Origin of the sequence: Nakamurella deserti, assembly GCF_003260015.1 — a bacterium.
Classification (GTDB): Bacteria; Actinomycetota; Actinomycetes; order Mycobacteriales; family Nakamurellaceae; genus Nakamurella; species Nakamurella deserti.
Window position 1 is genome coordinate 108,210 of the sequence record NZ_QCXS01000002.1, and the last position, 26,234, is coordinate 134,443.

At 73.6% G+C, this 26,234-nt stretch carries 18 protein-coding genes; 15 read left to right on the forward strand and 3 right to left on the reverse strand.

Features of this window, described 5'->3' with window-relative positions; genetic code table 11:
- The first annotated feature begins 140 nt into the window (after positions 1 to 140).
- The 3 genes from DB033_RS00845 to DB033_RS00855 all read left to right on the forward strand — a co-directional run bounded on the left by DB033_RS00845 (position 141) and on the right by DB033_RS00855 (position 3,374).
- On the forward strand, positions 141 to 617 hold the full coding sequence (locus DB033_RS00845; RefSeq protein WP_157970430.1) for an SAV_6107 family HEPN domain-containing protein: 477 nt from the start codon (positions 141 to 143) through the stop codon (positions 615 to 617).
- Positions 618 to 1,366: 749 nt separating this feature from the next.
- The gene (gene dinB / locus DB033_RS00850; RefSeq protein WP_205843588.1) at positions 1,367 to 2,614 is read left to right on the forward strand and encodes a DNA polymerase IV; all 1,248 of its coding nucleotides are present in this window, start codon (positions 1,367 to 1,369) and stop codon (positions 2,612 to 2,614) included.
- A gap of 379 nt (positions 2,615 to 2,993) precedes the next feature.
- Positions 2,994 to 3,374: a DUF3040 domain-containing protein gene (locus DB033_RS00855; protein WP_111765035.1), complete on the forward strand. Its 381-nt coding sequence runs from the start codon at positions 2,994 to 2,996 to the stop codon at positions 3,372 to 3,374.
- A 1,317-nt stretch (positions 3,375 to 4,691) separates the two neighbouring features.
- Here DB033_RS00855 and DB033_RS00860 read toward each other — a convergent pair.
- From DB033_RS00860 to DB033_RS00870, 3 genes are read right to left on the reverse strand one after another with little or no spacing between them, the layout of a single operon-like run.
- On the reverse strand, positions 4,692 to 7,061 hold the full coding sequence (locus DB033_RS00860) for a transglutaminase TgpA family protein (protein ID WP_111765036.1): 2,370 nt from the start codon (positions 7,059 to 7,061) through the stop codon (positions 4,692 to 4,694).
- A gap of 42 nt (positions 7,062 to 7,103) precedes the next feature.
- Complete coding sequence (locus tag DB033_RS00865; protein WP_157970431.1) at positions 7,104 to 8,450, reverse strand: DUF58 domain-containing protein; 1,347 nt, start codon at positions 8,448 to 8,450, stop codon at positions 7,104 to 7,106.
- A 4-nt stretch (positions 8,451 to 8,454) separates the two neighbouring features.
- Positions 8,455 to 9,408 (reverse strand): AAA family ATPase, encoded by a 954-nt coding sequence (locus DB033_RS00870; protein WP_111767135.1) that lies wholly within the window; start codon positions 9,406 to 9,408, stop codon positions 8,455 to 8,457.
- A gap of 680 nt (positions 9,409 to 10,088) precedes the next feature.
- Between DB033_RS00870 and DB033_RS00875 the strand changes: the two genes are divergently transcribed.
- The 12 genes from DB033_RS00875 (at position 10,089) to DB033_RS00930 (ending at position 26,170) form a co-directional block, all read left to right on the forward strand.
- Positions 10,089 to 10,529, forward strand: coding sequence for a division/cell wall cluster transcriptional repressor MraZ (locus DB033_RS00875; RefSeq protein WP_111765038.1), 441 nt, complete (start codon positions 10,089 to 10,091; stop codon positions 10,527 to 10,529).
- A 396-nt stretch (positions 10,530 to 10,925) separates the two neighbouring features.
- The gene (gene rsmH / locus DB033_RS00880) at positions 10,926 to 11,882 is read left to right on the forward strand and encodes a 16S rRNA (cytosine(1402)-N(4))-methyltransferase RsmH (protein ID WP_170315454.1); all 957 of its coding nucleotides are present in this window, start codon (positions 10,926 to 10,928) and stop codon (positions 11,880 to 11,882) included.
- 104 nt (positions 11,883 to 11,986) lie between these two features.
- Positions 11,987 to 12,916, forward strand: a complete 930-nt coding sequence (gene ftsL, locus DB033_RS00885) for a cell division protein FtsL (protein ID WP_157970432.1) — start codon at positions 11,987 to 11,989, stop codon at positions 12,914 to 12,916.
- Positions 12,913 to 15,201: a peptidoglycan D,D-transpeptidase FtsI family protein gene (locus DB033_RS00890; protein WP_111765041.1), complete on the forward strand. Its 2,289-nt coding sequence runs from the start codon at positions 12,913 to 12,915 to the stop codon at positions 15,199 to 15,201. The genes ftsL and DB033_RS00890 overlap by 4 nt, the downstream gene beginning before the upstream one ends.
- A gap of 57 nt (positions 15,202 to 15,258) precedes the next feature.
- Positions 15,259 to 17,016: a UDP-N-acetylmuramoyl-L-alanyl-D-glutamate--2,6-diaminopimelate ligase gene (locus tag DB033_RS00895; protein WP_111765042.1), complete on the forward strand. Its 1,758-nt coding sequence runs from the start codon at positions 15,259 to 15,261 to the stop codon at positions 17,014 to 17,016.
- Positions 17,013 to 18,428, forward strand: coding sequence for a UDP-N-acetylmuramoyl-tripeptide--D-alanyl-D-alanine ligase (locus DB033_RS00900; protein WP_111765043.1), 1,416 nt, complete (start codon positions 17,013 to 17,015; stop codon positions 18,426 to 18,428). The genes DB033_RS00895 and DB033_RS00900 overlap by 4 nt, the downstream gene beginning before the upstream one ends.
- Positions 18,425 to 19,510: a phospho-N-acetylmuramoyl-pentapeptide-transferase gene (mraY, locus tag DB033_RS00905; RefSeq protein ID WP_111765044.1), complete on the forward strand. Its 1,086-nt coding sequence runs from the start codon at positions 18,425 to 18,427 to the stop codon at positions 19,508 to 19,510. The genes DB033_RS00900 and mraY overlap by 4 nt, the downstream gene beginning before the upstream one ends.
- A 91-nt stretch (positions 19,511 to 19,601) precedes the next feature.
- Positions 19,602 to 21,017 carry a UDP-N-acetylmuramoyl-L-alanine--D-glutamate ligase gene (gene murD, locus DB033_RS00910; RefSeq protein ID WP_111767136.1) on the forward strand — a complete coding sequence of 472 codons (1,416 nt, stop codon included), beginning with the start codon at positions 19,602 to 19,604 and terminating at the stop codon, positions 21,015 to 21,017.
- A 71-nt stretch (positions 21,018 to 21,088) separates the two neighbouring features.
- Positions 21,089 to 22,861, forward strand: a complete 1,773-nt coding sequence (ftsW, locus tag DB033_RS00915; RefSeq protein WP_111765045.1) for a putative lipid II flippase FtsW — start codon at positions 21,089 to 21,091, stop codon at positions 22,859 to 22,861.
- Complete coding sequence (gene murG / locus DB033_RS00920) at positions 22,858 to 23,967, forward strand: undecaprenyldiphospho-muramoylpentapeptide beta-N-acetylglucosaminyltransferase (RefSeq protein ID WP_111765046.1); 1,110 nt, start codon at positions 22,858 to 22,860, stop codon at positions 23,965 to 23,967. Before ftsW ends, murG begins: the two co-directional genes overlap by 4 nt.
- Positions 23,964 to 25,376 carry a UDP-N-acetylmuramate--L-alanine ligase gene (murC, locus tag DB033_RS00925; protein WP_111765047.1) on the forward strand — a complete coding sequence of 471 codons (1,413 nt, stop codon included), beginning with the start codon at positions 23,964 to 23,966 and terminating at the stop codon, positions 25,374 to 25,376. The genes murG and murC overlap by 4 nt, the downstream gene beginning before the upstream one ends.
- Positions 25,373 to 26,170, forward strand: coding sequence for a cell division protein FtsQ/DivIB (locus DB033_RS00930; protein WP_111765048.1), 798 nt, complete (start codon positions 25,373 to 25,375; stop codon positions 26,168 to 26,170). Before murC ends, DB033_RS00930 begins: the two co-directional genes overlap by 4 nt.
- The last annotated feature ends 64 nt before the right edge of the window (positions 26,171 to 26,234 follow it).

The window sequence follows — 26,234 nt, forward strand, 5'->3', positions numbered from 1 at the left end:
CGCGCAGGTCTCGCACCCATCCGGAATGGCCCCCGGTACGGGTTCGTTTCAACTGACAGATGTCACTGTCGGTGGTGCCGGGTAGCGTCGTACGTGCGTTCGACGGACAGAGGAAAGGGCTGATCAGGATGACCATATCGATGGCTTTCCCGGTGGCGGACGGCGGCGTGGAGCCGGCTGTTCTGCGTCCCGTGGCGGGACCGCGGCGGCCTGCGGCCCGCCGGTCCGCGCCGGTCGCCGCGCCCCGCTCGGCGGGGGTGCGGGAGATGCTCGCCGATGCGCACCGCTGCCTCGACCGGGCGATGGCCTCCACGGACCTGGCCGACCGCTACGCGGCCGCGCACCTCGGGGCACTGCGTGGAGCGTCGGCGGTCCTGGCGACGCTGCCGCGACCGGTCTCGCGGACCGTGCGCAACGCCAGCGCCTGGGTGCAGCTGGAGCGGTTGGCGCCCGAGTACGGGTCCTGGGCGGCGTTCTTCGCCGCCGGGTCCAGCAAGCGCAAGGCGGCCGAGGCGGGGATGACGCGGTTGATCAGCCCGGCCGAGACCGACGATCTCATCCGGCAGACGGGCCAGTTCCTGGCGTTGATCGACGAATCGCTGCTGATGGCCGCCTGACCTCCGGTTCGGCGCGACCTCCGGTTGGGCGCGATACCGACCTCCGGTTCGGCGCGATACCGACCTCCGGTTCGGCGCGATACCGACCTCCGGTTCGGCGCGATACCGGTGACGGGCGCGGGGGAGGGATGGGCCGAGTGAAGCCGTGGCTGGATCTGAGCGAACGGTCGTCGGTGCCAATCAGAGCCGTGTCAATGAACGGCCGGTCCGAGGGGACGGCCGTCGGTACCTGCCGGAGCCGTGCCGGGAAGGCGTGGCCGGGCCGGGAAGTCCTGTCGTTCGGTGCCTTCCTGCCCGGGGGGATGACCCCGGACCATCTCACCCAGCCGCCCGACGCCACTGCGGAGGTGGCTGCTGTGGGCTGCCGCCGCCAAGCACCTCTGTGAGCCGTCGCGGGCAGGGGTTCGAGGGGGGCGTCGCGTGGGTCTGCAGTTCAGGCCCTTAACGAGCGTGAACACCCGCGAAGCGGGGCCGCCGATGCCACACCCGGCACCACGGACGCCGTGCCGCCCCGCACTCGAGCGAGGCCGCAGTGGTCACCAGCACAGGCCCCCTACTTTCCGGATACGTTCGTACCGTGGGGCTGTCGGGCGCGAGGCCGGCTCGTACCCGGCAGGTTCGGCCATCGGTGTCGAAGGGCCGATGATCGTCCCGCCGATAGTGCGGTGCGGTGCCGTCACCCCGGGTCCGTCACATCCGGGCTCACACCGGCACAGCACACCGGCACAGCACACGGAAGGGACGCGGTCGTGGGAGCGAGCACCGGGCGGCGGCGGTTGGTCACCCCCGACCCGAGCGCCGTCGACGACAGCGCCTGCCGGGTGCTGCACGCCGACATGGATGCCTTCTACGCCACCGTCGAGCTCCGCCGCCGACCCGAACTCCGCGGGGTGCCGATGCTCGTGGGGTCGACCAGTGGCCGTGGGGTTGTGCTGTCGGCCACCTACGAGGCCCGGGCGCACGGAGTCCGGTCGGCGATGCCGGTGGGCCGCGCCCGGGCGCTGTGCCCGTCCGTCGTCGTGGTCGAGCCCGACATGGCCGCGTACAGCGAGGCGTCGACCGAGGTCATGCGGCTGTTCCGGGACGTCACCCCCCGGGTGGAGGCTCTCTCGGTGGACGAGGCGTTCCTCGACGTGGGCGGACTGCGGCGGATCGCCGGCGGGCCGGCCACGGTCGCCGTCCGGCTCCGCGAGCGGATGGCGTCCGAGCTGGGGCTGTCGTGCACCATCGGCGTCGCCTCGACCAAGTTCATGGCCAAGCTCGCGTCGACGCTGGCCAAGCCGGACGGGCTGCTGGTCGTACCCCCGGACGAGGCACTGGCGGTGCTGCATCCGCTCGACGTCGATGCGCTGTGGGGTGTGGGTCCCAAGACGGCCGAAGGCCTGCGGCGGGTCGGTATCCGCACGATCGGGGAGCTGGCCCATCTGGACCGCAGCACGCTCACCAGTCTTGTCGGGGCGGCCGGGGCGGTGAAGCTGCATGAACTCGCGTGGGCACGGGACCCGCGGGAAGTCGTCGAGCGGGCACCTGAGCAATCGATGAGCGCCGACGCGACGTTCGCGTCCGACATCACCGATCGGGCCGAGATGTCCCGCGAGTTGCTGCGCCTTGCGGAGCGCGTCGGCCGCCGGATGCGGGCCACCGGGCAGCGGGCGCGGTGCGTGTCCATCCGGGTCCGCTGGGAGGACTTCACCACGGTGAGCCGGTCGCAGACGTTGCCCGCCGCCACCGACGTCACCCGGCAGATCCACCAGGTCGCGGTGGAGCTGCTCACCCGCCTCGGACCGCAGCGCCCGGTGCGGCTGCTCAGCGTCAAGCTCGACCAGCTCGAGCAGGCGGGAGAGCCGGACGGGCAGCTCAGCTTCGACGACGCGCCGCAGACCGGCTGGAAGGACGCGGAGGCGGCTGCCGATGCCGTCGTCGCCCGTTTCGGCGCGGGCCTGATGCGCCCGGCCTCGCTGCTGACCCCGCGGGACCGGACCGTCCCGGAGCGCTGATGAACCCACGGGGAAAGCCCGAGGGGAGGCCGGCGGCCTTCGGCCGGAGAGTTCCGAGACGGCAACCGTGCCCCGCCCGGACCGCCCGCAACGGGTGGGTGGTCACCGGTTCCGGCCACCCGTTCCTACGCGGGCTCGATGCCCTGCTGGAGTTCCCCGCCGGTGAGGTCGGGGGCCACTCGAGACCCGTCGGCAGCGCCCTGCGGACCCGGCTCGCGGACCCTCGACCGCACCGTGACCATGTCGGTTCCAGGTGGGTACAAGATCGTGTGGAAGTCCGCCGAAACTGCTCGTATTCTGGACCTACGTGGCAGCATTACGCTGACGACGCGCCCACCTGTCGCTACCAAACACCCCCACCGGTGCCGGAGGAGTATCAATGCCGCTCTCCGAGCATGAGCAGCGCATGCTCGACCAGATCGAGCGCGCCCTCTATGAGGACGACCCGAAGTTCGCCAACAGCGTCGACGAACGGCGTATCCGACGACGTCGGCCGTTCATTGCGGGGATCGCGTTCCTGATAGGTCTCGTCTGTCTCGTCAGCGGTGTCATCCTGGCCCAGGACAACCTGGGTCTCGGTGTCACCGCCAGCGTGGTCGGCTTCGTTCTGATGGTCGCCGGCGTGGGTCTACTGGTGTTCGGCCAGCCCGCCGGGCGTACCGCGATGACCGGCAGCAGCCCCGCGTCGGCGAAGAAGCCCGCGTCCAATCTGTCCGACCGGATGGAAGAGCGCTTCCGCCGCCGTTTCGACCAGGAGTAGTCGGTAGCGCTTCCCGCGCCACCAGAGACGTTTTCATCACGGGCGGACCCATGCGGGTCCGCCCGTGATGCGTTCCCAGGACGGTTCTCGTTCCGGTCGCTCGGACGCCGATCCTCCGTGTCCGCTCGTCCCGGGTGGGCCCACGGAGCCGTCGGCCACGTCCGCGCACGGGTGGCGGACGGTCGCCAGGTCACGGTCACTGCAGCCCGGACGGCGGCGTTCGCGACACGTGCCGTCCGACCGCTGCACCACTGAGCTGGCCGCAGCGGAGAGCCGACGCCGTGCGGCGAAGAATCGCGGGTCTGTCCGCTGCACCCCTGACTGCCCGCAGCGGCGGGTCGACACCGTGCGGTGACGCTCAGCGGCCGTTCAGGGCGGGTCTGTCCGCTGCACCAACGACCTGGCCGAAGCGGCGGAGGGCCGACGCTGTGCGGCGATGCTCGGCGGCCGGCCGTGGCGGGTTCGACGGCCGTACCCCCGACCTCGCGGCACCGGAGAGTTGACACCGTTCGTCCAGGCTTAGCGGCCGGTCATGGCGGGTCCGACCGCTGCACCACTGATCTCGAAGCGGCGGAGGGCCGACGCTGTGCGGTGACGCTCGGCGGCCGGTCGTGGCGGGTTCGACCGCTGCACCACTGATCTCGAAGCGGCGGAGGGCCGACGCCGTGCGGGGATGCTCGGCGGCCGGTCGTGGCGGGTTCGACGGCCGTACCGCTGATCTTGATGCGGCGGAGGGGCGATGCTGTGCGGGGATGCTCGGCGGCCGGTCGTGGCGGGTTCGACGGCCGTACCGCTGATCTCGAAGCGGCGGAGGGGCGATGCTGTGCGGGGATGCTCGGCGGCCGGTCGTGGCGGGTTCGACGGCCGTACCGCTGATCTTGATGCAGCGGAGGGGCGATGCTGTGCGGGGATGCTCGGCGGCCGGTCGTGGCGGGTTCGACGGCCGTACCGCTGATCTCGAAGCGGCGGAGGGGCGACGCCGTGCGGGGATGCTCGGCGGCCGGTCGTGGCGGGTTCGACCGCCGTACCCCTGACCTAACGGCACCGGAGAGTTGACACCGTGCGGTGACGCGCAGCGGCCGGTCATGGCGGGTCCGACCGCCGCACCACTGATCTTGATGCAGCGGAGGGGCGACGCTGTGGGTGACGCAGCAGCCGGTCAGGGCGGGTCGGACCGCCGCCCCACTGACCTGGCCGCAGCGGAGGACCGACGCCGTGCGGCGACGCTCAGCGGCCGCTCAGGGCGGGTCGGACCGCCGCCCCACTGACCTGGCCGCAGCGGAGGGCGGACGCCGTGCGGCGACGCTCAGCGGCCGTTCAGGGCCGGTTCGACCGGCGGAACACCGATCGGGGCAGCAGCCGGTCGCGCAGGCCGCGCGGCGCTGCGTGCTCCAGGTCGACGGCGATCCGACGGACGTCCTCCGCGAGGTCGGCCGCGGGCCGGTCCGCGGTCAGCGTGCCGGCCGTACCCGCCGCGGGCGCCGTCGAGCCGGCCCCGTCCGCCGCGACCGGAGCCGCGTCCGAGGGCGCGACGGGCGCGTACCCGTCCGGGGAGTACCACGACGACTCGGCGGCCAGCACGATACGGCGCAGCCCACCGCGCGAGACCTCGGTCAGCTTCCCGTCGCGGGCCAGTTGGTTGGCGGCCTTCCTGATCGTCACTCCGGAGTCGAGATCGAGTCCGTGATCGGTCGCGAGATCTTCGAGCTCCGACCAGGCTGCCCCCGGCGCACCCGCGCCACCGGCGACCGCCTCGGCCAGCCGCCGGTCGCGCCGTCGGCGGCGCAGCGCCCCGGGTACGGCGAGCGCGGCCCCGAGGACCAGCAGCAGCACCAGCGTCCAGGTCATCCACGGCTGCCAGAAGGGCGTCGTGTTCCCCTGACCGCCGTCGGCCACGGTCACCGTGCTGACCTCGGTCCGCGTCTGCCGCGGCTCGTTGCTGGGGATGTCGTCCGGCACGTCGTCGGTCGCGGCGGCCGAGGTCGGTGCGGACGACTCCGCGGACGGGGCGGTGCTCGCCGCGAACCCGTCCAGGCTGCCGCCCTCCGCGAGCGGAGTGGGATCGAAGCGGACCCAGCCGGCGTTGTCGAAGCGCACCTCGACCCAGGCGTGTGCGTCATGGCTGTCGATGAGCCAGCTCCCCGACGACTCCTGGGTGCCCTGGGTGAACCCGATGGCGACCCGGGCGGGGATGTCGAGGCTGCGCAGCATGACGGCCATCGCGGCCGCGTACTGCTCGCAGTAGCCCTGCTTGCTGGTGAGGAAGTCGGTCAGCAGGTCACCGCTGTTGCCCACCGGCACCTGCAGGTCGTAGGTGAAACCGTTGGCGGGGTCCTTGAACCACTCGCGCAGCAGCAGTGCCTTGTCGAACGGCGTCGCCCCGTCGGCGGTCACCCGCTGCGCCTCGGCGGCGGCGAGTTCCGAGATGCCCTCCGCCGACGTCAGGGTCTCGGTGGGGGTGACCGTGTCGGCGCGGAGCTCCTCCTGCGGGATCTCGCCGGCGCCGACGGTCAACCGGTAGTTCTCCGGACGGGTCGACCCGTCCCGGAAGATCGAGCCCAGCTCGGGGTTGTAGGAGTAGTCGTCCTCGAGCCCGGTCACCTGCGAGGTGCCCTGGTACATCGGGACGAAGCGGTCGGAGAAGCTCAGTACCTGGACCTCGACCTGTGCGGGCAGTGCACCGGGATTGCGGGCCAACGGGCGGACGTCGATGGGGGAGCCGGCCGCCTGGGCACCGTCGTCCGGATCGACCAGCCCGAAACCCTCGCCGGCGGTCCACGCCTCCAGGGCGGTGGTCCGCAGGTAGTCGGCTTCCGGGAGGCCGTTCACCCGCAGCACCTCCCGGGACTCGCCACGGACGAGGTCACCGTGCAGAGACGCGAAAGCGGACAGGCCGATGTTGCTGCCGCCGCCGCCCTGACCGCTGCGATCCAGCCGGCCGGCGGTGCCGACGTCGGTGATCGAGTCGGCGACGATCACGCTGGACCCGATGGCCAGCAGCAGGGCCAGGCCACCGGCCGCGGCCACGCCCACCCCCGCCCGTAAGCCGACCCGCCGCCCGGGGTGGCCGCCCACCGCCACCAGGGCCGCGTAACAGGCCGCCGGCAACGCGAACGCCCACCAGGGCAGGAGCGCCTCACTGATCGACGCCGGCACCGAGTACAGGCACAGCAGCGGCAGCGCGACCAGAGCCGGTGCGTCGACCTCGGACACGAAGAAGTCCACGATCAGCGCGATGAGACCCAGCGAGATGGCGATGAGGAACGACAGTTCCGGGCTGGCCGGCGCCGGTACCGTGCTCTGCACGATCTGGTCCCACGCGCCGCTCAGCAGGGTGTGCGCCTCCCGGACCGCCCGCGCGTTGGGGATGAGGCCGCCGTAGCCGCCGCTTGTGAAGACGGCGGTGAGGGTGACGACGATGCCGGCGGCCTGGGCGAGGACCGTGACCGGAGCGGGCACCCGCAGCAGCCGGCAGCCGAGGCCGATCAACCAGACCAGCCCGACGATCTGCACCATCGGGGCGATCCACTCGCCCCCGTCGAGGATGGTGCCCAGCGCGACGCTGCCCGCCAGCACGGACAGTGCGCCGAGCGCACTGGCGAACGGCTTGGGCATCACCGGCGTCCGTCCGGCACGTGGAGCGGGGGTGTCGCCGGCGGACGGACGGGTCAGGGTCGGGGCACTCATCGGGTCACTCCACGGACGGGTCGCGGCGTCGTCATCGGGTCGTCATCGGGTGGTCCGGGCGCGGGAGCCGAAGCCGTCGTCGACGGCACACGCCCGACGCCACCCCTGGGCCAGGTCGTCGCCGCGTCCGACCGGGACGACGCGCCAACCGGCGGCGGTCAGGGCCGGCGCGGGGTCGTGGGGCGGGACGACACCGTCCCAGTCGGCGGTGTCCAGCAGCAGCGCCACCGCGGTCGACGTCCGGCGCCGGCCGGCGATGAGCAGTGAGGTGGTGCGCTCGTCGAGTCGGCCCAGCACCGCCACGAGCAGCCCGTTGGAAGCCACCGCCGCCGGGTCGACGAGCGTCGACGGGTCGCCCTCGAGCAGGGCCAGCGAGGCGAGCACCTCGTCGGCGATGTCGTGCCCGCCGGCCAGTTGGCGACCGTTCTGCGCGATCAGCCGGACGTGGTTGTCGGCGGCGAGCAGATGCAGGGTCACCGACGCGGCCAGGCTGACCGCCACCTCGAGGCTTGAATCCGCGCCGCTGCCGGCGTGCGCCCGCAGCCGGTGGTCCAGCAGCACCGTGGCCCCGCCGTGGGACACCGGCTCGGTGAGCCGCACCATCAGGTCGTCGTGCCGGGCGGTGGCCCGCCAGTGCACGGTGCGGATGTCGTCGCCGCGTTGGTACTGCCGGACCCCGACGTCGGGATCCCCGCCGGTGGTGCCCTGGGCGGCCCGACCGGACGGGGCCGACAGCGAGCCGCCGCTGGTCGGACTGCCCTGCAGGGCGACCACGGTCGGCACCACGAGCACCTCGCTGACCACCGGCAGCGTCCGGTTGTCCTCCCAGGTGCCGAACGGGTCACCCAGCCGCACCTGGGGCGGCCCGAGCACGAACCGGCCGCGGCGTCGCGCGGTGAGCTGGTAGTGCGAGACAGCGGCCCGACCGGCGGCCAGCGCGGGGATGAGGCAGTGGGTGCCGTCGGACAGGTCCGGGGTGCCCGGTTCGAGCAGCTCGATGGGCCGGGTCCGGCTGGTGCCGTCGTTGGTGACCACCAGCGCCACCGAGCCGGTCGCCCCGGGGCTCAGCCGCTCGGGGGTCACGTAATGGGCGGCGGTCAACGACGACCGGCGGGTGGCGGTGATGGCCCAGGCCAGCAACGGGAGCAGCGCGGCCAGCAGACCGACCCGGAGCAGGTCGCGCTCGTCGAGGACGACCCCGCACAGGCAGGCGGCGAGCCCGCCGGCCAGCAGGCAGCGGCCGCGGGTGGTCAGGCCGCGGTGACCGCTACCGGCCGTTCCCGCCGACCGCGCCGGCCGGCCCATGCCGCGGGGCGGCGCGGGCGGGCCGGCATCGTGCGGGCGGGGTGGCGCCGCGCCGGACCCGGCCGGGGCCACGTGCGTGCTCAACGGATCAGCCGCCGTGGCCGCGGGGGACGCGGACGGCGGAGAGCAGGCCGTTGACGATGTCGATCTCCGACCGGCGGGCGGCGTGCGCCTCGACGGTGAGCAGGATGCGGTGCGACAGCACGGGCACGGCCATCCGGCCGATGTCGTCCGGGATGACGAACGGCCGGCCGTCGAGTGCGGCGCTGGCCTTCGCCGCCCGGGACAGGTGCAGCGCCGCCCGGGGAGACGCGCCCAGCCGGACGTCGGGCAACGTCCGGGACGCCCCGACGAGGTCGACGATGTAGTGCTGCAGCTCCGGCGCGAGATGGATCCGGGCCGTCGCGTCCATCATCCGCCGGACCGTGGCCGCGTCCGTGACGGCGACGAGGTCGTCCAGCGGGTCGAGGTGGTCCTGCTTGGTGAGCATCGCCGCCTCGGCGCGGCGGTCGGGGTAGCCGATCGAGGTGCGCATCAGGAAGCGGTCGCGCTGCGCCTCGGGAAGGGGATAGGTGCCCTCCATCTCCACCGGGTTCTGCGTGGCCATCACCAGGAACGGCTGCTGCAGGGGATAGGTCGCACCGTCGACGGTGACCTGCTGCTCCTCCATCGCCTCCAGCAGCGACGACTGGGTCTTGGGCGAGGCGCGGTTGATCTCGTCGGCCACCAGGATGTTGGAGAACACCGGGCCGGGGCGGAACTCGAACAGCCCGGACTGGCGGTCGTAGATCGACACCCCGGTGACGTCGGACGGCATCAGGTCGGGCGTGAACTGCACGCGGTTGACGGTGGCGTCGACGGTGCGGGCGAGGGCCTTCGCCAGCCGGGTCTTGCCGACTCCGGGGACGTCCTCGATGAGCAGGTGCCCGCCGGTGAGCAGCGCGATGACCGAGAGCCGGACCACCTCCGGCTTGCCCAGCAGGACGCGGTTCACGGCGGCGCCCACCTGCCCGCCGATGGCGGCGACCTCGGCCGCTCCCATCACGGGTCCGGCGGTGGCGGCGCTGCCGTTCGTCGTGGCCTGCTCGCGGGGGTGCAGCTCGCCCAGGTCGTGCGTCACGTGGCTCCTCTGTCGTCGTACTGCGGAGCGACGTGCTCCGGATCGTCCGCGGGGTGTCCCCTGATCGGAATGCCGTGCGTCGACCGCGCCGACGGAGGTTCCCGGAAGGGCCGCCGAGGGCAGTTGCGGTGTCTGGTACGCCAGTCTGCCAAAAGCGGGGCGCCGGCGACGGGCGTCCGGTGGACCGGCTCCGATCGGGCGGCGTTCTTCACTGCCGGTGATCGACCTGTCGCGCACGGTCGAAACGGGCGTGACCAGCAGTTCCGCCGGAGGTCGACGCCGTCGACGCCACCGCGGCCCCGCCGGCCGACGGTCCCCACCGCCCGCCACTCCGGCCCACCCGGCCGTGGGTGGCGCCAGAACTGTCCTTTTCGTCCATTCCGCGAGCCCCTCGGGAGTGTCCCGATGGTGAGCCGACCGTGTCGGGCGTGGAAATCCGCCCCACCGCGCCCCACCGCCTCCGACCAGCGCAGATGCCTCCCGAGACGGCGCAGACACACCGCAGTGGGGCTTGTCTGTGGGGGAAAGTGGGGTAACGTGTCAGGAACTGGGGCGCGGTGGGCAGCATCCCCTGGATTGCACGGAGGAGGGGAGGTGCCGGTGTGGCTTTCAGTGGTTTCGTCGGCACGTACACCCCCCGTCTGGACGACAAGGGCCGCGTCACCCTCCCGGCGAAGTACCGCGACAAGCTCGCCGGCGGGGTCGTGCTGATGCGCGGCCAGGACCACACCCTCTACGTCCTCACCACCGAGGGCTTCGAGACGTTCGCCGACCGGGCCATCAACGCCGAGATCACCGATGCCAAACAGATCGGGTTCCAGCGCTACATGCTCGCCAACACCGAGGACCAGCGTCCGGACGCACAGGGTCGTATCTCCATCCCGGCCAAGATGCGCGAGTACGCCAACCTCGGCAAGGACGTCGTCATCAACGGCGCCGGTCTGCGGATGGAGATCTGGGCGGCCGACGCCTGGGCCCGTTACGAGGCCGAGCAGGAAGCCGCCTACGCCTCGCCGGAAGCCGGGATCTTCGACCGCGGCTGACGGATCCACCAGCACCGCCCGCACCACCGCACGATCCGCCTGACAGCACCACCCGCACCACCGCACGATCCGTCTGACAGCACCACCCGCACCGCCCGCACCACCGCACGATCCGTCTGACAGCACCACCTGCACCACCTGCACCACCGAGGCCACGCAGTCCGGCCTCCACCCGACAGTCCGTCCTGGAGCGACTTCCCCCGCGCCAGGCCGGATCTCCGTCCTGATGCGACTTCCCCCGCAGCAGGCCGGGGTGGCCCTGGAGCGACTTCCCCCGCGCCAGGTCCGCCTTCTCGGGTGGGGACCAGTCCGCGTGGCCGCGTCATCTCCACCGATCCGCCCGACCATCCACGAGCCCGCCGACAGCACCGGCGAACCGACGAGAGGGTGACGGACATGGTCGACGAGCACGTACCCGTGCTGGCCGACCGGGTCGCATCCCTGCTCGACCCGGCGCTGTCCCGGGACGGCGCCGTGTTCGTCGACGCCACCCTGGGCCTGGCCGGCCACACCGTGCTGATGCTCGACCGGCATCCCGGCCTGCACGTCGTCGGTATCGACCGCGACCGGGCCGCCCTGGCCCTGGCCCGGGAACGTGTGGAGGCCGCCGGCTTCGGCGACCGCTTCGACGCCGCCCATGCCGTCTACGACCAGATTCCCGCGGTGCTGTCCGACCTGGGGGTGCCGGCGATCGACGGCATCCTGTTCGACCTCGGTGTCTCGTCGATGCAGCTGGACCGCGCCGATCGCGGCTTCGCCTACGCGGTGGACGCGCCGCTGGACATGCGGATGGACCCGTCCGCGGGGCTGACGGCCGCTGATGTGCTCAACACCTACGCCCCCGGCGACCTCGTGCGCATCCTGCGCGAGTACGGCGAGGAGAAGTTCGCCACCCGCATCGTCTCGCAGGTCGTCAAGCAGCGCGCCGTCCGGCCGTGGACGACCAGCGCGCCGCTGGTCGAGCTGATCCGCACCGCCATCCCGGCCGCCGCCCGCCGCACCGGGGGACACCCCGCCAAGCGCACGTTCCAGGCGCTGCGCATCGAGGTCAACGACGAACTGGGCGCGCTGCGTCGCGCGATCCCCGCCGCGGTCGAAGCGCTCGCCGTCGACGGGCGGATCGTCGTGATGGCCTACCAGAGCCTCGAAGACCGGATCGTCAAACAGGCGCTCACCCCGCTGACCCGGTCCACCACACCGCTGGACCTGCCCGTCGACCTGCCCGACCACGCGCCGCAGCTGCAGTGGATCGTCCGTGGTTCCGAAGCCCCCACCGATGCGGAGGTCGCGGCAAACCCGCGGGCCGCCTCCGCCAGACTCCGCGCCGCACAACGTATCCGGGAGGCCGTGTGAACCACCCCGCCAGCTCCGTCCCCCAGCGGCGAGCCGCGGACGGCCGATCCCGCCGCCCGTCCCGCCCGGTTCCGCCGGTCGGTCCCGCGTCGGTCGCCGGCACGGTGACGACGACCGCCCGACCGGACCGGGACACCGGCGCCCCCACCGGCTTCCTCCCGGACGCGCTCCGCGGGCCCGATCCCCGGCCGGGCCGCGGCCGGACCGGTGGACCGCACCCGTCGGGTGTGCGGCCGTCGGCGGCCGAGGCCGCCCGGCTGCGCCGCTCCCGCCGCAACGCCAAGATGGCCACCACCCTGCGCGGTGGGGCGCCGGTCGAGCAGCGCCGGTTGACCTCCCGCCAGATCCCCTTCGTGGCGGTCCTCGTCGGACTGCTCGGTGCCGGGCTGGCGGGGGTCCTGTGGCTGAACACGCTGACCGACGAAGCCGGCATCCGTACCAATCAGGCGACGTCGAAGGCCGCCGCCCAGCAGCTGCAGATCGAGGCGCTGGAGAGCGACATCGCGGTCAGGAGCGCCACCCCGGCCATCGCCGCAGCCGCCCGCGCGCTCGGTCTGGTGCCGGCCGGGGATGCCGCCATCCTGGTCGTGCCGACCGACGGTGGCGCCGCCACGGTCGTCGGTGAGCCGAAGCCGGTGCCGGATCCGGTCGCCGAGGCCGCGGCTGCTCAGGCCGCCGCCGCCGCCGCGCAGCAGCAGGCTGACGCCGCCGCCGCCGCGGCCGCCGCCGCGGCCGCCGCTCAACAGCAGCAGCAGGCCGATACCGCCGCCGCCCAGCAGCAAGCCGACGCCGCCGCCGCCGCCCAGCAGCAGGCCGACGCCGCCGCCCAGCAACAGGCCGACGCTGCCGCCCAGCAACAGGCCGACGCTGCCGCCGCCCAGCAGCAGGCCGACGCCGCCGCCCAGCAGCAAGCCGACGCCGATGCCGCAGCCGCGCAACCGGCCGCTGCCGCGCAGCCCGTCACCCCGACCACCGACCCGGCCGCGGCCGGTGTCCCCACCGATGCCGCCACGACCTCTGGAGCAGCCGGATGAAGCGTCTCCACCGATCCGGACCCGCGCAGCCGGCGGGACCCGCGGCCGCCGACGGCACCGGCCGGACAACGGCCGACCGCACCCGCGCCGGCGCCGGCGCCGGCTCCGTCCGGTTGAACCGCTCGCACGGCTCCGGGTCCACCCGCGCCGACCGCGACGCGCGATCCGCCGGCCGCCGTACCCCCGCCGGCGACTGGGCCGACGTCGCACCGCGGCGCGCCACCGGCCGACCCGCCACCGGCCGCCGGGCCGTCGGCGCGCCCGTCGACGACCGGGACGTCCGCCGCGGCGACGTCGACGCCCCGCGACGCGGCGGCTCAGGACGCGGCCCCGAGGACACCCGGCCACCGTCGCAGCTCGACCGCGACGAGTACCGCGGCCGCCGTCCCGGCGCGACCATGTACGCCCGCACCACCGCTCTCCCGCAGCCGACGCCGAAGGCCGCGCAGCGACCGCCGAAGAACGCCGCGAAATCCGTGCGCGGCCGCCGCTCCCGTCCGATGCGCCAGGCGCCCGGTCGGCCGGACAACCGGATCAAGGCCGTCCTCGTCGCGTTGCTGGTGATGCTGCTCGTCGCGGTGGTCAAGCTGACCTTCATCCAGGGGTGGTCGGCCACGGCGTACGCCGAGAAGGCGTTCGACCAGCGCACCCGTGAGACCACCGTGGTGGCCGAGCGCGGCACCATCAGCGACCGCAACGGCACCCCGCTGGCCTTCACCGTCGAAGGCAAGGCGATCGCCGGCCGGCCGTACCTGTTCGTCAACGACGAGGAGCGTCAGAAGGTGGTCGACGCGCTGGTCGCCGCCTTCGGCGCGCGGGTCGACGCCGTCGAACTCATGGCGCAGCTGAAGTCCGACGACGAGTACGTCTACCTGGTCCGTGGGCTGATGCCCGCCGAGGCCGACAAGGCGATGGCGGTCATCACGCCGATCCTGGCGTCCTACAAGTCGCAGCTGGATCCGAAGTACGCCGGTCACGAGATCGACGGCGTGGCCACCGAACCGCAGCAGCTGCGCGAGTACCCCGACGGTGGTGTCTACAAGCCGGTCGTCGGCAACACGTCCAGCTGGGACGGCGACGGCACCATGGGCATCGAGAACCGTTTCAACTCGTTGCTGGCCGGTACCGACGGCAAGCGCACGGTCGAGGTGTCGCCGAGCGGTGTCATCCCCGGCAGCGCCCAGATCCTCGAGGCCGCCGTCGACGGTTCCGACCTCACCGTGACGCTGGACGCGGACCTGCAGTACAGCGTCACGCAGATGCTGCAGTCCTACGTCGACCAGACCGGCGCCAAGCGCGGGATGGCCGAGGTGCAGGACGTGCAGACCGGTGAGATCTACTCGCTGGCCACCTACGAGCCCGGGGTCGACGCCGGTGCGCAGTCCAACATCGCGGTCAGCGCGCCCTTCGAGCCCGGCTCGGTCAACAAGGTGGTCACCTTCGCCGCCGCGCTCGAGGCCGGCCTGATCACGCCCACCTCGGTGTCCAGCGTCGACGGCGAGATCCAGATGGGCGGCAGCACCATCCACGACGCCTGGGAGCACGGCCCGATCGACATGACCGCGACCGGCATCCTGGCCAAGTCGTCCAACGTCGGCACCCTGCAGATCGCCCAGCAGCTGGGCCCGGACGCGTTCGCCGCCGAGCTGAACAAGATGGGTCTCGGCCAGAAGACCGGGATCGAGCTGTCCGGTGAGTCGCCCGGCGTGGTGCCCGACCAGGAGCAGTGGTCGTCGACCTCGTTCGCGAACCTGCCGATCGGGCAGGGTCTGTCGATGACGCTGGTGCAGATGGCCTCGATGTACCAGGCGATCGGCAACGGCGGGGTCAAGCTGCCGCCGACGCTGGTCAAGGGCACCACCACCGACGGCAGCTACACGCCCGCCGCACCCGCGGCCGGCACCCCGGTGATGAGCGGCGAGACCGCGGACACCCTGGTCGACATGCTGCGGGGAACCACCCAGGACGGCGACGTCGCCCACCGCGGTACGGCGGCGGCGGCGGCCATCACCGGCTACCAGGTGGCGGCCAAGACCGGCACCGCGCAGCAGGTCGACCCGACCACCAACGACTACTCCAAGACGATGTTCAACTCGACCATCGCCGGCCTGGTGCCCGCCGACAACCCGCGCTTCGTGGTGGCGATCATGCTCGACGCACCGCAGGGCGGGAAGAACGCGGTGCCGCTGTTCCACGACATCGCCGCGTACGCCATGCGTGCGTTCGACGTCGCGCCGTCGGCGGAACCGGCCCCGGTGTACGACCTGTACGTCCCCGGACAGTGACGGCGACGACGGTCTCGATGGCGGGCGACGGCCCGTCCCGCGGGTAGGTTCTCACCCGTGTCGAGCAGCCCGAGCCCCCGTCCCGCCCGTTCGGTACCGCAGTCGCTGGTGCGGCTGGCCGACCTCGCGGGGGCCCGCCTGGAGTTCCTGCGGCCGGCCACCGACGAGGCCGGCCACGAGCTGCCGGACGGTGCCGACGTGACCGTCACCGGCATCACGCTGCGGTCGGGGGACGTCCAGCCGGGCGACCTGTTCGCCGCTCTCCCCGGTGGCCGCAGCCACGGAGCGAGCGCGGTCGCCGCGGCTGTCGGGGCGGGCGCGGTGGCGATGCTGACCGACCCGGCCGGGGCCGCGCTGGCGCGGGAGGCCGCGCCCGAGCTGACCCTGCCGCTGCTGGTCGTGGACGAGCCGCGTCCGGTGCTGGGGGAGCTGGCCGCCGAGCTCTACGGCCGGCCCAGCGAGTCGCTGCTCGTCATCGGGATCACCGGGACGTCGGGCAAGACCACGACGAGCTACCTCGTCGAGGCCGGGCTGGTGGCCAACGGGCTGCGGACCGGCGTCATCGGCACCGTGGAGACCCGGATCGGCGCCGACGTGCTGCCCAGCGCCTTCACCACCCCTGAGGCGCCCGACCTGCAGGCGCTGCTGGCCGTCATGGTCGAGCGCGGGGTGCAGGCGGTGGCCATGGAGGTGTCGTCGCACGCACTGGCCCTGCACCGGGTCGGTGCGGTGCGCTTCGCGGTCGGCGCGTTCACCAACCTGTCGCAGGACCACCTCGACTTCCACGCCGACATCGACGACTACTTCCGGACCAAGGCGCAGTTGTTCGACGGCCGCGCCGCCGCCGGCGTGGTGGACGTGGACGGCGAGTACGGGCGGCGCCTCGCCGCCGAGCACCCCGAGGTCGCCACGGTCGCGGCGTTCAGCGGCGCGGCCGCCGACTGGACCGTCACCGACCTCACCATCGGCGCGGCCGGGATCACCAACTTCACCGTGCACGCCCCGGCCGCCGACATCCCGGTCGCGCTGGAGCTCCCGGGCTCGTTCAACGTCTCCAACGCGGTGCTCGCGCTGGCCTGCATCGCCGCCGCCGGCCTCGACCCGCTGCTCGCCGCGCCGACGCTGACGTCGGTGGTCGTGCCGGGCCGGATGCAGAGCGTCGACCACGGGCAGCCGTTCCTCGCGGTCGTCGACTACGCCCACAAGCCGGCGGCGCTCACCGCGGTCCTCACGGCGCTGCGGCCCGACACCACCGGCCGGATCGTGCTGGTGATCGGCGCCGGCGGCGACCGCGACCGCGGCAAACGCGCGCTGATGGGGGCCGCCGCGGTCACCGGGGCGGACATCGTCGTGGTCACCGACGACAACCCACGCACCGAGGACCCGGCCGCCATCCGGGCCGAGATCCTCGCCGGGATCGCGGGCGTCGCGCACACCGCGACGGTGCACGAGATCGGCGACCGGCGGGCGGCGATCCGCGCCGCGGTCGACGCCGCCGGCCCCGGGGACACCGTCGTCATCGCCGGCAAGGGGCACGAACAGGGCCAGTACGTCGGCGATACGGTCATCCCGTTCTCCGACGTCGACGAACTGACCGACGCGCTGCACGCCCGGGCCGCCGCGCCGACCGCCGATCCGGCCGCCGCGCCGGCCGCCGCGTCGACCGCCGATCCGGCCGCTGCGCCGACCGCCGACCCGGCCGGCGCGCCGACCGCCGACTTGGCCGCCGCACCGACCGCCGCGCCGACCGCCGACCGAGCCGCCGCGCGATCCGCCGACCCGGCCGCCGCCCTCCCGGAAGGAACCACCCCGTGAAGCCGATGACCGTGGACGAGGTGGCCGCGGCCGTCGGGCTGCCTCCGGTGGGCTCCGAGGCGCTGGTCACCTCGGTCGAGTTCGACAGCCGCAAGGTGGGTCCGGGCACGCTGTTCCTGGCGCTCGTCGGGGAGTCGGTCGACGGGCACCGCTTCGCCGCCGCCGCGCAGGCCGCGGGCGCGGTCGCCGTCCTCGGTTCCGCCGACGTCGACGCGACCATCCCGCTGCTGCGCGTGCCCGACCCGCTGGCCGCGCTCGCCGGCCTGGCCACCGTCTCCGCGCGGGCGCTGATCGCCGACGGCCTCCGGGTGATCGGGGTCACCGGGTCCGCCGGCAAGACCTCGACCAAGGACCTGCTCGCCGCCGTCGCCGCGGCGGCGGGGGAGACGATCGCGCCGCCGGAGTCGTTCAACAACGAGCTCGGCCACCCCTACACCGTCCTGCGGGCGACCGAGGACACGAAATACCTGGTCCTGGAGCTGTCGGCCCGCGGCGTGGGTCACATCGCGATGCTCACGACCATCGCGCCGCCGGCCATCGGAGTGGTGCTCAACGTGGGCACCGCCCATCTCGGCGAGTTCGGCTCGGTCGACGCCATCGCCACCGCCAAGGGCGAGCTGGTCGAGGCGCTCCCCGACGGCGCCGACGGCGGGGTGGCCGTGCTCAACGCCGACGACGGGCGGGTCGCCGCCATGAGCGGCCGCACCCTCGCCCGGGTGGTCACCTACGGCACCAGTGCCGACGCCGACGTCCGCGCCGAGGACATCGAGGAGGACGACCGCGCCCGGGCGCGCTTCACCCTGCGCACCCCGGAGGGCGACGCCACCGTGCAGCTCGCCGTGTCCGGCCGCCACCAGGTGGGCAACGCCCTCGCCGCCGCGGCGGTCGGCCTCGAGCTCGGGCTGTCGCCGGCGCGCATCGCCGAGGTGCTCGCAGCCGCCGTCCCGGCGTCGAAGTGGCGGATGGAGATCACCGACCGGCCCGACGGCGTGACCATCATCAACGACGCCTACAACGCCAACCCGGATTCGATGAAGGCCGCGCTGCGCGCCCTGGTCAGCATCGGCCGCGGCCGCCGCACCTGGGCCGTCCTCGGCGTGATGGCCGAGCTCGGCGACGCCACCCGCGAGGCCCACGACGAGATCGGCCGGCTCGTCGTCCGGCTCAACGTCGACCGGCTGCTCGCCGTCGGCCCGGCGGTGCGTCCGCTGCATCTGGGGGCGCATCTGGAAGGGTCCTGGGGTGGCGAATCGGAGCACGTCCCGGACCTGGAGGACGCGACCGCCATCCTGCTGGAGGAGTTGGAACCGGGTGACGTGGTGCTGGTGAAGGGATCCCGCGCGGCGGGGTTGGAACGGATCGCCGCGGCACTGGTCGCCGCGCCGCCGGCGCAGCGGGGGAGTGACGGGTGAGGGGCATCCTCATCGCGGCCATCGTGGGGTTGGCCGTGGCCATCCTGCTCACGCCGTACCTGATCAAGGTGTTCTCCCGGCAGGGCTTCGGGCAGGAGATCCGCGAGGACGGTCCGCAGACGCACCAGAAGAAGCGCGGCACACCCACCATGGGCGGCGCGGCGATCCTGATCGCGATGTGGGTCGGCTATCTGGTGGCCAAGCTGGTCAGCACCGACGGCGGCGGACCGACGGCGTCGGGCCTGCTGCTGCTCTACCTGACCACCGGGATGGGCCTCGTCGGCTTCCTCGACGACTTCGTCAAGATCCGGCAGCAGCGCAACCTGGGCCTGAACAAGCGGATGAAATTCGCCGGCCAGACCTTCGTCGCGGTGTCGTTCGGGATCCTGGTCTTCCAGTTCCCCAACGCCGGCGGCCTGACCCCGGGGTCGACGCTGGTGTCCTACGTCCGCGACCTGCCGTGGCTCAACCTCGGCGTCATCGGCGGCGTGCTGTTCGTGGTGCTGCTGATCGCAGCCTGGTCGAACGCGGTGAACTTCACCGACGGCCTGGACGGCCTGGCCGCGGGCTCCTCGGTGATGGTCCTCGGCAGCTACGTGGCCATCTGCTTCTTCCAGTTCCGCAACGCCTGCGGCGACGGGCTGAGCGCGGCCGCCGCGCAGGGCTGCTACGAGGTCCGCGACCCGATCGACATCGCCATCGTCGCCGCCGCGGCCGTGGGTGGTTGCATCGGCTTCCTCTGGTGGAACGCGCACCCGGCCCGGATCATGATGGGCGACACCGGCTCGCTGGCCATCGGTGGTCTCATCGCCGGGCTGTCGGTGCTGACCCGCACCGAGATGCTGCTGGTGGTGATCGCCGGCCTGTTCGTGGTCGAGATGATCTCGGTGGTCATCCAGATCGGGGTGTTCAAGGTCCGCCGCGTCCGGGTCTTCCGGATGGCGCCGTTCCACCACCACTTCGAGATGAGCGGCTGGGCCGAGACGACCGTGATGGTCCGGTTCTGGCTGCTCGCCGCGATGTCCGCCGCCCTCGGGGTGGGGTTGTTCTACGCCGACTGGCTGTCCCTCACCGGTGGGTAGGCACTCGGCGGTCGGACCGCCCGAACCGCACGGTCCCGGGCACGCCGGCGCAGCCGCCGACGCCGCCGCCACACCCGTCCGGCCGTTCCCGCTGACCGGCGCCTCGGTGGTGGTGGCCGGCGCCGGCACGTCCGGTCTCTCCGCGGCCCGCTACCTGGTGGGCCAGGGCGCCGACGTGGTCGTCGCCGACGACCGGACCGATCTGGGCGGCTGGGCCGTGCCGGTGCCCGTGGTGGCCGGGATGACCGAGCCGCCGCCCGGCACCGACCTCATCGTCACCTCGCCCGGCTGGCGACCCGACACCCCGTTGTTCCTCGCCGCCGCGGTGGCGGGCATCCCGGTGATCGGCGACGTCGAGCTCGCCTGGTGGGCGGAGCTGGCCCCCGATCCGGCGCTGCCCGTCGACCTGCGCACCGCCCCCGGGGACCTGCGGGAGCCGGCCCGGCCGGCCCGGCGGCCCTGGCTCGCGGTGACCGGCACCAACGGCAAGACCACCACCATCGGCATGGTGGAGGCCATCCTGCAGGCGGCCGGCCGGCACGCGGTGGCGTCCGGGAACATCGGCCTCGGCGTCCTGGACGTCGTCACCGCCGAGCCCCGGCACGACGTCATCGCCGTCGAACTGTCCAGCTTCCAGCTGCACTACGCGCCGACCGTGCGGCCCAGCGCCGGGGTGGTGCTCAACGTCGCCGAGGACCACCTCGACTGGCACGGGTCGATGGCCGCCTACGCCGCCGACAAGGCGCGCGCCCTGACCGGCGACGTCGCGGTGGCCGTCGTCGACGACGCCAACGCCGCCGCCCTGCTGGCGGCGGCGCCCGCGGGGACCCGGGTCGGGGTGACCGCGGGGGAGCCCGCGGCGGGCCAGCTCGGCGTCCGCGACGGCGTGCTCGTCGACGAGGCGTTCGGTGCCGGGGCGTTGCTGCCGGCGGTCGAGATCCGCCCGGTCGGCGCCCACAACGTCACCAACGCGCTGGCCGCCGCGGCGGTGACCCTGGCCATCGGGGTCAGCGGTGCCCAGGTCGCCGCCGGCCTGCGTGCCTACCAGCCGGGCGGGCACCGCAACGCGCTCGTCGCCGAGGTCGAGGGCGTCCGCTACGTTGACGACTCCAAGGCCACCAACCCGCACGCCGCGTTCGCCTCGCTGATGGCCTACGGGTCGGTCGTGTGGGTCGCCGGCGGCCAGCTCAAGGGCGCGGCCGTGGACGACCTGGTCGCCGCGGTGGCGGGCCGGCTGCGCGGTGTGGTGGTCATCGGGGTCGACCGTGAGCTGATCGCGGCGGCGCTGCGGCGACACGCGCCGGACGTCCCGCGGATGGTCATCGCCGCCACCGACGATGGAGTGATGACGACGGTGGTGACCGCAGCGGCCCGGATGGCCGCACCCGGTGATGTGGTGCTGCTGGCTCCGGCCGCAGCGTCGCTGGACATGTTCTCCTCCTACGCCGCCCGCGGGAACGCCTTCGCGGACGCGGTCGCGGCGCTGCCGGGGACGGACCGGGCGTGAGCTCTCCGGCAGACGGAGCAGCGGTGACCGAGCGTCGAGGTGCCGTCAGGCGGCGGGGGACGCAGGGCGCCGTGGAGCGACCGGAAGGCGGCGCCGAGACGCCCACCCGGCAGCGGACCGGCCTGCCGGCCACCGTCGCCGCCCTCTACCACCGGATCCGCCGGCACACGAGGGACTGGCTCGACCGGCCGATGACGTCGTTCCACCTGCTGCTGGCGGTGTTCTTCCTGCTGCTGGGCGTGGGCCTGCTGATGGTGCTGTCGTCGTCGTCGGTGGTGTCGTACAACCGCAGCCTCAAGGACAGCGGCGACGGCTCGTCGTTCGGCACGTTCAAGCGGCAACTGGTCTTCGCCGGCATCGGCCTCGTGGCCTTCTACGCCGCGATGCGGGTCAAGCTCAGCTGGCTGCGCGCGGTGTCGACCGGCGCGATGATCGTCAGCATCCTGCTGCTCGTCGTGGTGCTGGGCATGGGCAAGGTCAACGGCGCCCGCAGCTGGATCTACATCGGCCCGATCGGCTTCCAGCCGAGCGAGATCGCCAAGTTCGCCCTGGTCATCTGGGGGGCGCACGTGCTGGCTTCGCGGCGCGCCAACCTCGGATCCCTGAAGGACCTGCTGATCCCGGTCCTGCCGGTGGCGGTGGTGATGGCCGGGTTGATCGTCATCGAACCCGACCTGGGCACGACCGCCGCGCTGATGGTCATCCTGCTCGCGCTGTTCTGGTTCGCCGGGGCCTCGCTGAAGCTGTTCGCGGCGCTGATCTCGATCGGCGTCGGCGGCATCGTGGTGCTGGCCATCGTGGAGCCGTACCGCCTCAAGCGGGTGGTCAGCTTCCTCAACCCCGAGGACGACCCGCGCGGCTCGGGCATGCAGCTGCTGCAGGGCCTCTACGGGATGGCCGACGGCGGCTGGTTCGGGGTCGGGCTGGGTCAGTCCCGCGCGAAGTGGGCCTACCTGCCGCACGCCGAGTCGGACTTCATCTTCGCCATCATCGGCGAGGAACTGGGCTTCATCGGTGCCGGGCTGGTGGTCGCGTTGTACGTGACGCTGGCCCTGGTGGGCCTGCGGATCGCCCGCCGCAACGTCGACCCGTTCATCAAGCTCGTGGCCGCCACCTCGACCGCCTGGCTGGTCGGGCAGGCCGCGATCAACATCTTCTACGTCATCGGCCTGCTCCCGGTGACCGGTCTGACGCTGCCGATGATCTCCGCCGGCGGCACGTCGCTGGTCGTGACGATGGCCATCTTCGGGTTGCTGGCCAACTTCGCCCGGCGCGAGCCGCAGGCCATGGCGGCGCTGCAGCACAGCGGTCCGGGTGTGGTGTCGCGGTTCTTCGGCATCGGCGTCCCCGCGGTCGGCGGCGAGATCGAGAAGGCCCCGGTCAGCCCGGCCCGGGCGGCCAAACAGCAACGGCGTGAGGAGCGCCGGGCGGCCCGCCGCGCCGCGCGCCCGCCCGCCACCGAGACCCCCCGCACCCCCGCGACGCAGCGGCCGCCGGACCGCCGGGACGACCGGGGCGCCACCGGTCGCCGCGCGCCGGAACCGGTCCGCCGCCGGCCGGCCGGTCCCGCGCCGCGGACGACCGGTGCACCGGTGCGCCGCCCGGACGGGTCCCGCGCGGTCGTGCGACCGGGTGCCACCCCGGTCCCCGGGACCACCGGCGGCGTCCGCGGCTGGCTCGGCTTCGGTTCCGACCGGCCCTCGCCGCCCGTCGGGCGCACCCCGGCCGACGCCCGTGGACACCGCGGTGAACGTCCGGTCGAGACCCGCGACGCGTCCCGCACCCGCGACGGTGCGACCCGGCGCGGCCGGGCCGACCGACCGACCGGACGGGACCCCCGATGACCCCCCGTCCGCTGTCGGTGCTGATCGCCGGCGGCGGCACCGCCGGTCACATCGAGCCGGCGCTGAACACCGCCGACGCGTTGCGCCGACTGGACCCGCAGATCCGGATCACCGCCCTGGGTACCGCCCGCGGCCTGGAGACCACGCTGGTGCCGGAGCGCGGCTACGAGCTGTCGCTGATCCCGCCGGTGCCGCTGCCCCGCAAACCGTCTCCCGACCTGGTGAAGCTGCCTTTCCGTTTGCGCGCCGCGATCCGGCAGACCCGCCGGATCATCGTCGAGAACCAGGTCGACGTGGTCGTCGGCTTCGGCGGCTACGTCTGCCTGCCCGCCTACCTGGCCGCCCGGAAGTCGCCGCCTGTCGTCGTCCACGAGGCGAACGCCCGGGCCGGTCTGGCGAACAAGGTCGGTGCCCGGTTCGCAGCCCGGGTGGTGGCCGCGGTGGCCGGTTCGGGCCTGTCCGGGGCCGAGGTGCTCGGCATCCCGGTGCGCCGCTCGCTGACCGTCCTGGACCGGGACGCGCTGCGTGCCGAGGCCCGGGAGTTCTTCGGGCTGCATCCGGACGCACCGACCCTGCTGGTCTACGGCGGTTCGCAGGGCGCCCGGTCGATCAACGCCGCCGTCGCCGCGGCCGCCCCGGCGCTGGCCGCGGCCGGTATCGGGGTGCTGCACGCCCACGGCCGGAAGAACACCCTCGACGTGCCGCAGACGCCCGGCGCGCCGGCCTACGTGACGGTGCCGTACCTGGACCGGATGGATCTCGCCTACGCCGCCGCCGACCTGGTACTGGGTCGCTCCGGCGCGATGACGGTGGCGGAGCTGGGCGCGGTCGGGCTGCCCGCGGTGTACGTCCCGCTGCCGCACGGCAACGGTGAGCAGCGCCTGAACGCCACCGGCCAGCTCGAGGCCGGCTCCGCGGTGATCATCGACGATGCCGACCTCACCGCCGCGTCGGTCGCCGAGCGCGTCGTCCCGCTGCTCACCGATCCGGCCCGCCGGGACGCGCTGCGGGCCGCCGCGGTCCGGGTCAGCGCCACCGACGTGGGCGACGAGCTGGCCCGGATCGCCTACGGTCTGGGCGTGGAACACCGCGCGGCGACGTCATGAGCATTCCGGCCGGCGACGGCTTCTCCCTGGAACGGGCCCACCTGATCGGGGTCGGCGGGGCCGGGATGAGTGCGATCGCGCGCATCCTGCTCGACCGTGGGCTCGCGGTGTCCGGCTCGGACGCCAAGGGCTCCCACGTGGTCACCGGGCTGGCCGCCCGCGGCGTCCGCACGGCCGTCGGACAGCGCGCCGAGAACCTCGACCTGTTGGCGGGCGGTCCCACCGCGGTCGTGGTGTCCACCGCCATCCGGCCGGACAATCCGGAGCTGCTGGCCGCCCGCGAGCGGGGCATCCCGGTGGTGCGCCGGGCACTGGCCCTGGCGGCGCTGATGCGCGGTCACCGCAGCGTCTGCGTGGCCGGCACCCACGGCAAGACCTCCACCACCTCGATGCTCACGGTCGCGCTGCAGCACACCGGGATCGACCCCTCCTTCGCCATCGGGGGCGAGCTCAACGAGTCCGGCACCGGCGCGCACCAGGGGAGCGGCGACGTGTTCGTCGCCGAGGCCGACGAGAGTGACGGCTCGTTCTTGGCCTTCACCCCGCACGGGGCCGTGATCACCAACCTCGAACCCGACCATCTCGACCACCACGGCACCGCCGAGGCCTACGCCGAGGTGTTCCGGCTGTTCGTCGAGAACGTCCAGCCCGGCGGCTTCCTGGTGGCCTGCAGCGACGACCCCGGGGTGGCCCGGTTGCTGGACGGTCTGGGCGTCGGCGCGCCCCGGGTCATCCGCTACGGCACCGGCCCCGGCGCCGACGTGGTGCTGTCCGACATCCGGTCGTCCGGCCACGGCACGACGTCCACGGTGACGCTGCCCACCGGTGAAGCCGTCCGGCTCGTCCTGGACCCGCCCGGTGCGCACATGGCGCTCAACGCGACCGCGGCGCTGGCCACCGGGGTCGCGCTGGGCCTGGACGCCGCCGCGCTGGCCGACGGTCTCGCCCGGTACACCGGTGTGCGACGCCGCTTCGAGTTCAAGGGCCGGGCCGCCGGGGTCGTGGTCTACGACGACTACGCGCACCACCCGACCGAGGTCGCCGCGCAGCTCGCCGCCGCCCGCAGCGTGGTCACCGACGGCCGGCTCGTGGTGGTCTTCCAGCCGCACCTGTACTCGCGCACCGAGACTTTCGCGACCGAATTCGGCGCTGCCCTGGGACTGGCCGACGTCGTCATCCAGATGGACGTCTACGGGGCGCGCGAGCAGCCTCGGCCCGGCATCGACGGCCGGCTCGTCGCCGACGCCGTCCCGGCCGGGACCGCCGCCGTGGTCTACGAGCCGTCCTTCACGTCCACCGCCGCCACCGTCGCCGACCTGGTCCGGCCGGGCGACGTGGTGGTCACGATGGGAGCCGGCGACGTCACCATGATCGGCCCCGAACTGCTGCAGCTGCTGGAGTCCCGATGACCGACACCCTCGACCACGACACCCCGCGAGAGCCCGCGGCGGATCCCGCGCGGCCGGCCGCACCGCCCGCTCCCAGCCGCGAGGAGAAGGTGGCGCTGCGCCGGGAGCAGTTGCGCCGCCGGCGGATCGTCGCCGGGGTGCTGGCCGGCGTGCTGCTGCTGCTGGTGGCGGCCGGTGGCTGGGTCGTCTGGGGCACGTCGGTCCTGGGGCTGAAGACGGTGCAGGTCGACGGCACCGAGGGTGCGCTGGACCCGGCCCTGGAATCCGCCGTCACCGACGTCGTCGGTGTCGCCCCCGGCACCCCGCTGATCCGGGTCGACCTCGCGGCCGTACGGGATCGCGTCGAGACCGTCCCCGGCGTCGACTCCGCGGAGGTCTCCCGGCACTGGCCGGGCACCGTGCGGCTCGCGGTCACCCCCAGGGTGGCGGTTGCCGTCGTGGCCGCCAACGCCGCGCTGTACCTGATGGACGCCGAGGGCGTGCCCTACCAGACGGTGGCCGCCCGGCCCGCCGGGCTGGTCAGCCTGCGGCTGGCGACCCCGGGCCCGGGGGACCCCGCGACCGCCGCCGGTCTCGCCGTGGTCGCGGCGCTGCCGGCCGGCCTGGTCGGCACCGTCGCCTCGGTGACAGCCGCGAACCCCTACGACATCACCGTGCAGCTCACCGACGGCCGCAGCGTCATCTGGGGCGGCGCGACCGACAACGCCCGCAAGTCCCAGATCCTCACCGCCGTGCTGGCCCGGCCCGGTACCACCTTCGACATCTCCGACCCCGGCCTGGTCGCCGTCCGCTGACCCCACCCGGACCGGTGCCGGCGACGGGCTGGTTCCGTCCGTGACCGCGCTGCCGCACACTCGG

What these genes read in the sequence shown, in the direction of transcription:
- DB033_RS00845 (WP_157970430.1), top strand. Translation starts at nt 141, where the DNA reads ATGGCTTTCCCGGTGGCGGACGGCGGCGTGGAGCCGGCTGTTCTGCGT.
- DB033_RS00855 (WP_111765035.1), top strand. Translation starts at nt 2,994, where the DNA reads ATGCCGCTCTCCGAGCATGAGCAGCGCATGCTCGACCAGATCGAGCGC.
- DB033_RS00860 (WP_111765036.1), bottom strand. Translation starts at nt 7,061, where the DNA reads ATGAGTGCCCCGACCCTGACCCGTCCGTCCGCCGGCGACACCCCCGCT.
- DB033_RS00870 (WP_111767135.1), bottom strand. Translation starts at nt 9,408, where the DNA reads ATGGGAGCGGCCGAGGTCGCCGCCATCGGCGGGCAGGTGGGCGCCGCC.
- rsmH (WP_170315454.1), top strand. Translation starts at nt 10,926, where the DNA reads ATGGTCGACGAGCACGTACCCGTGCTGGCCGACCGGGTCGCATCCCTG.
- DB033_RS00890 (WP_111765041.1), top strand. Translation starts at nt 12,913, where the DNA reads ATGAAGCGTCTCCACCGATCCGGACCCGCGCAGCCGGCGGGACCCGCG.
- murG (WP_111765046.1), top strand. Translation starts at nt 22,858, where the DNA reads ATGACCCCCCGTCCGCTGTCGGTGCTGATCGCCGGCGGCGGCACCGCC.
- murC (WP_111765047.1), top strand. Translation starts at nt 23,964, where the DNA reads ATGAGCATTCCGGCCGGCGACGGCTTCTCCCTGGAACGGGCCCACCTG.
- DB033_RS00930 (WP_111765048.1), top strand. Translation starts at nt 25,373, where the DNA reads ATGACCGACACCCTCGACCACGACACCCCGCGAGAGCCCGCGGCGGAT.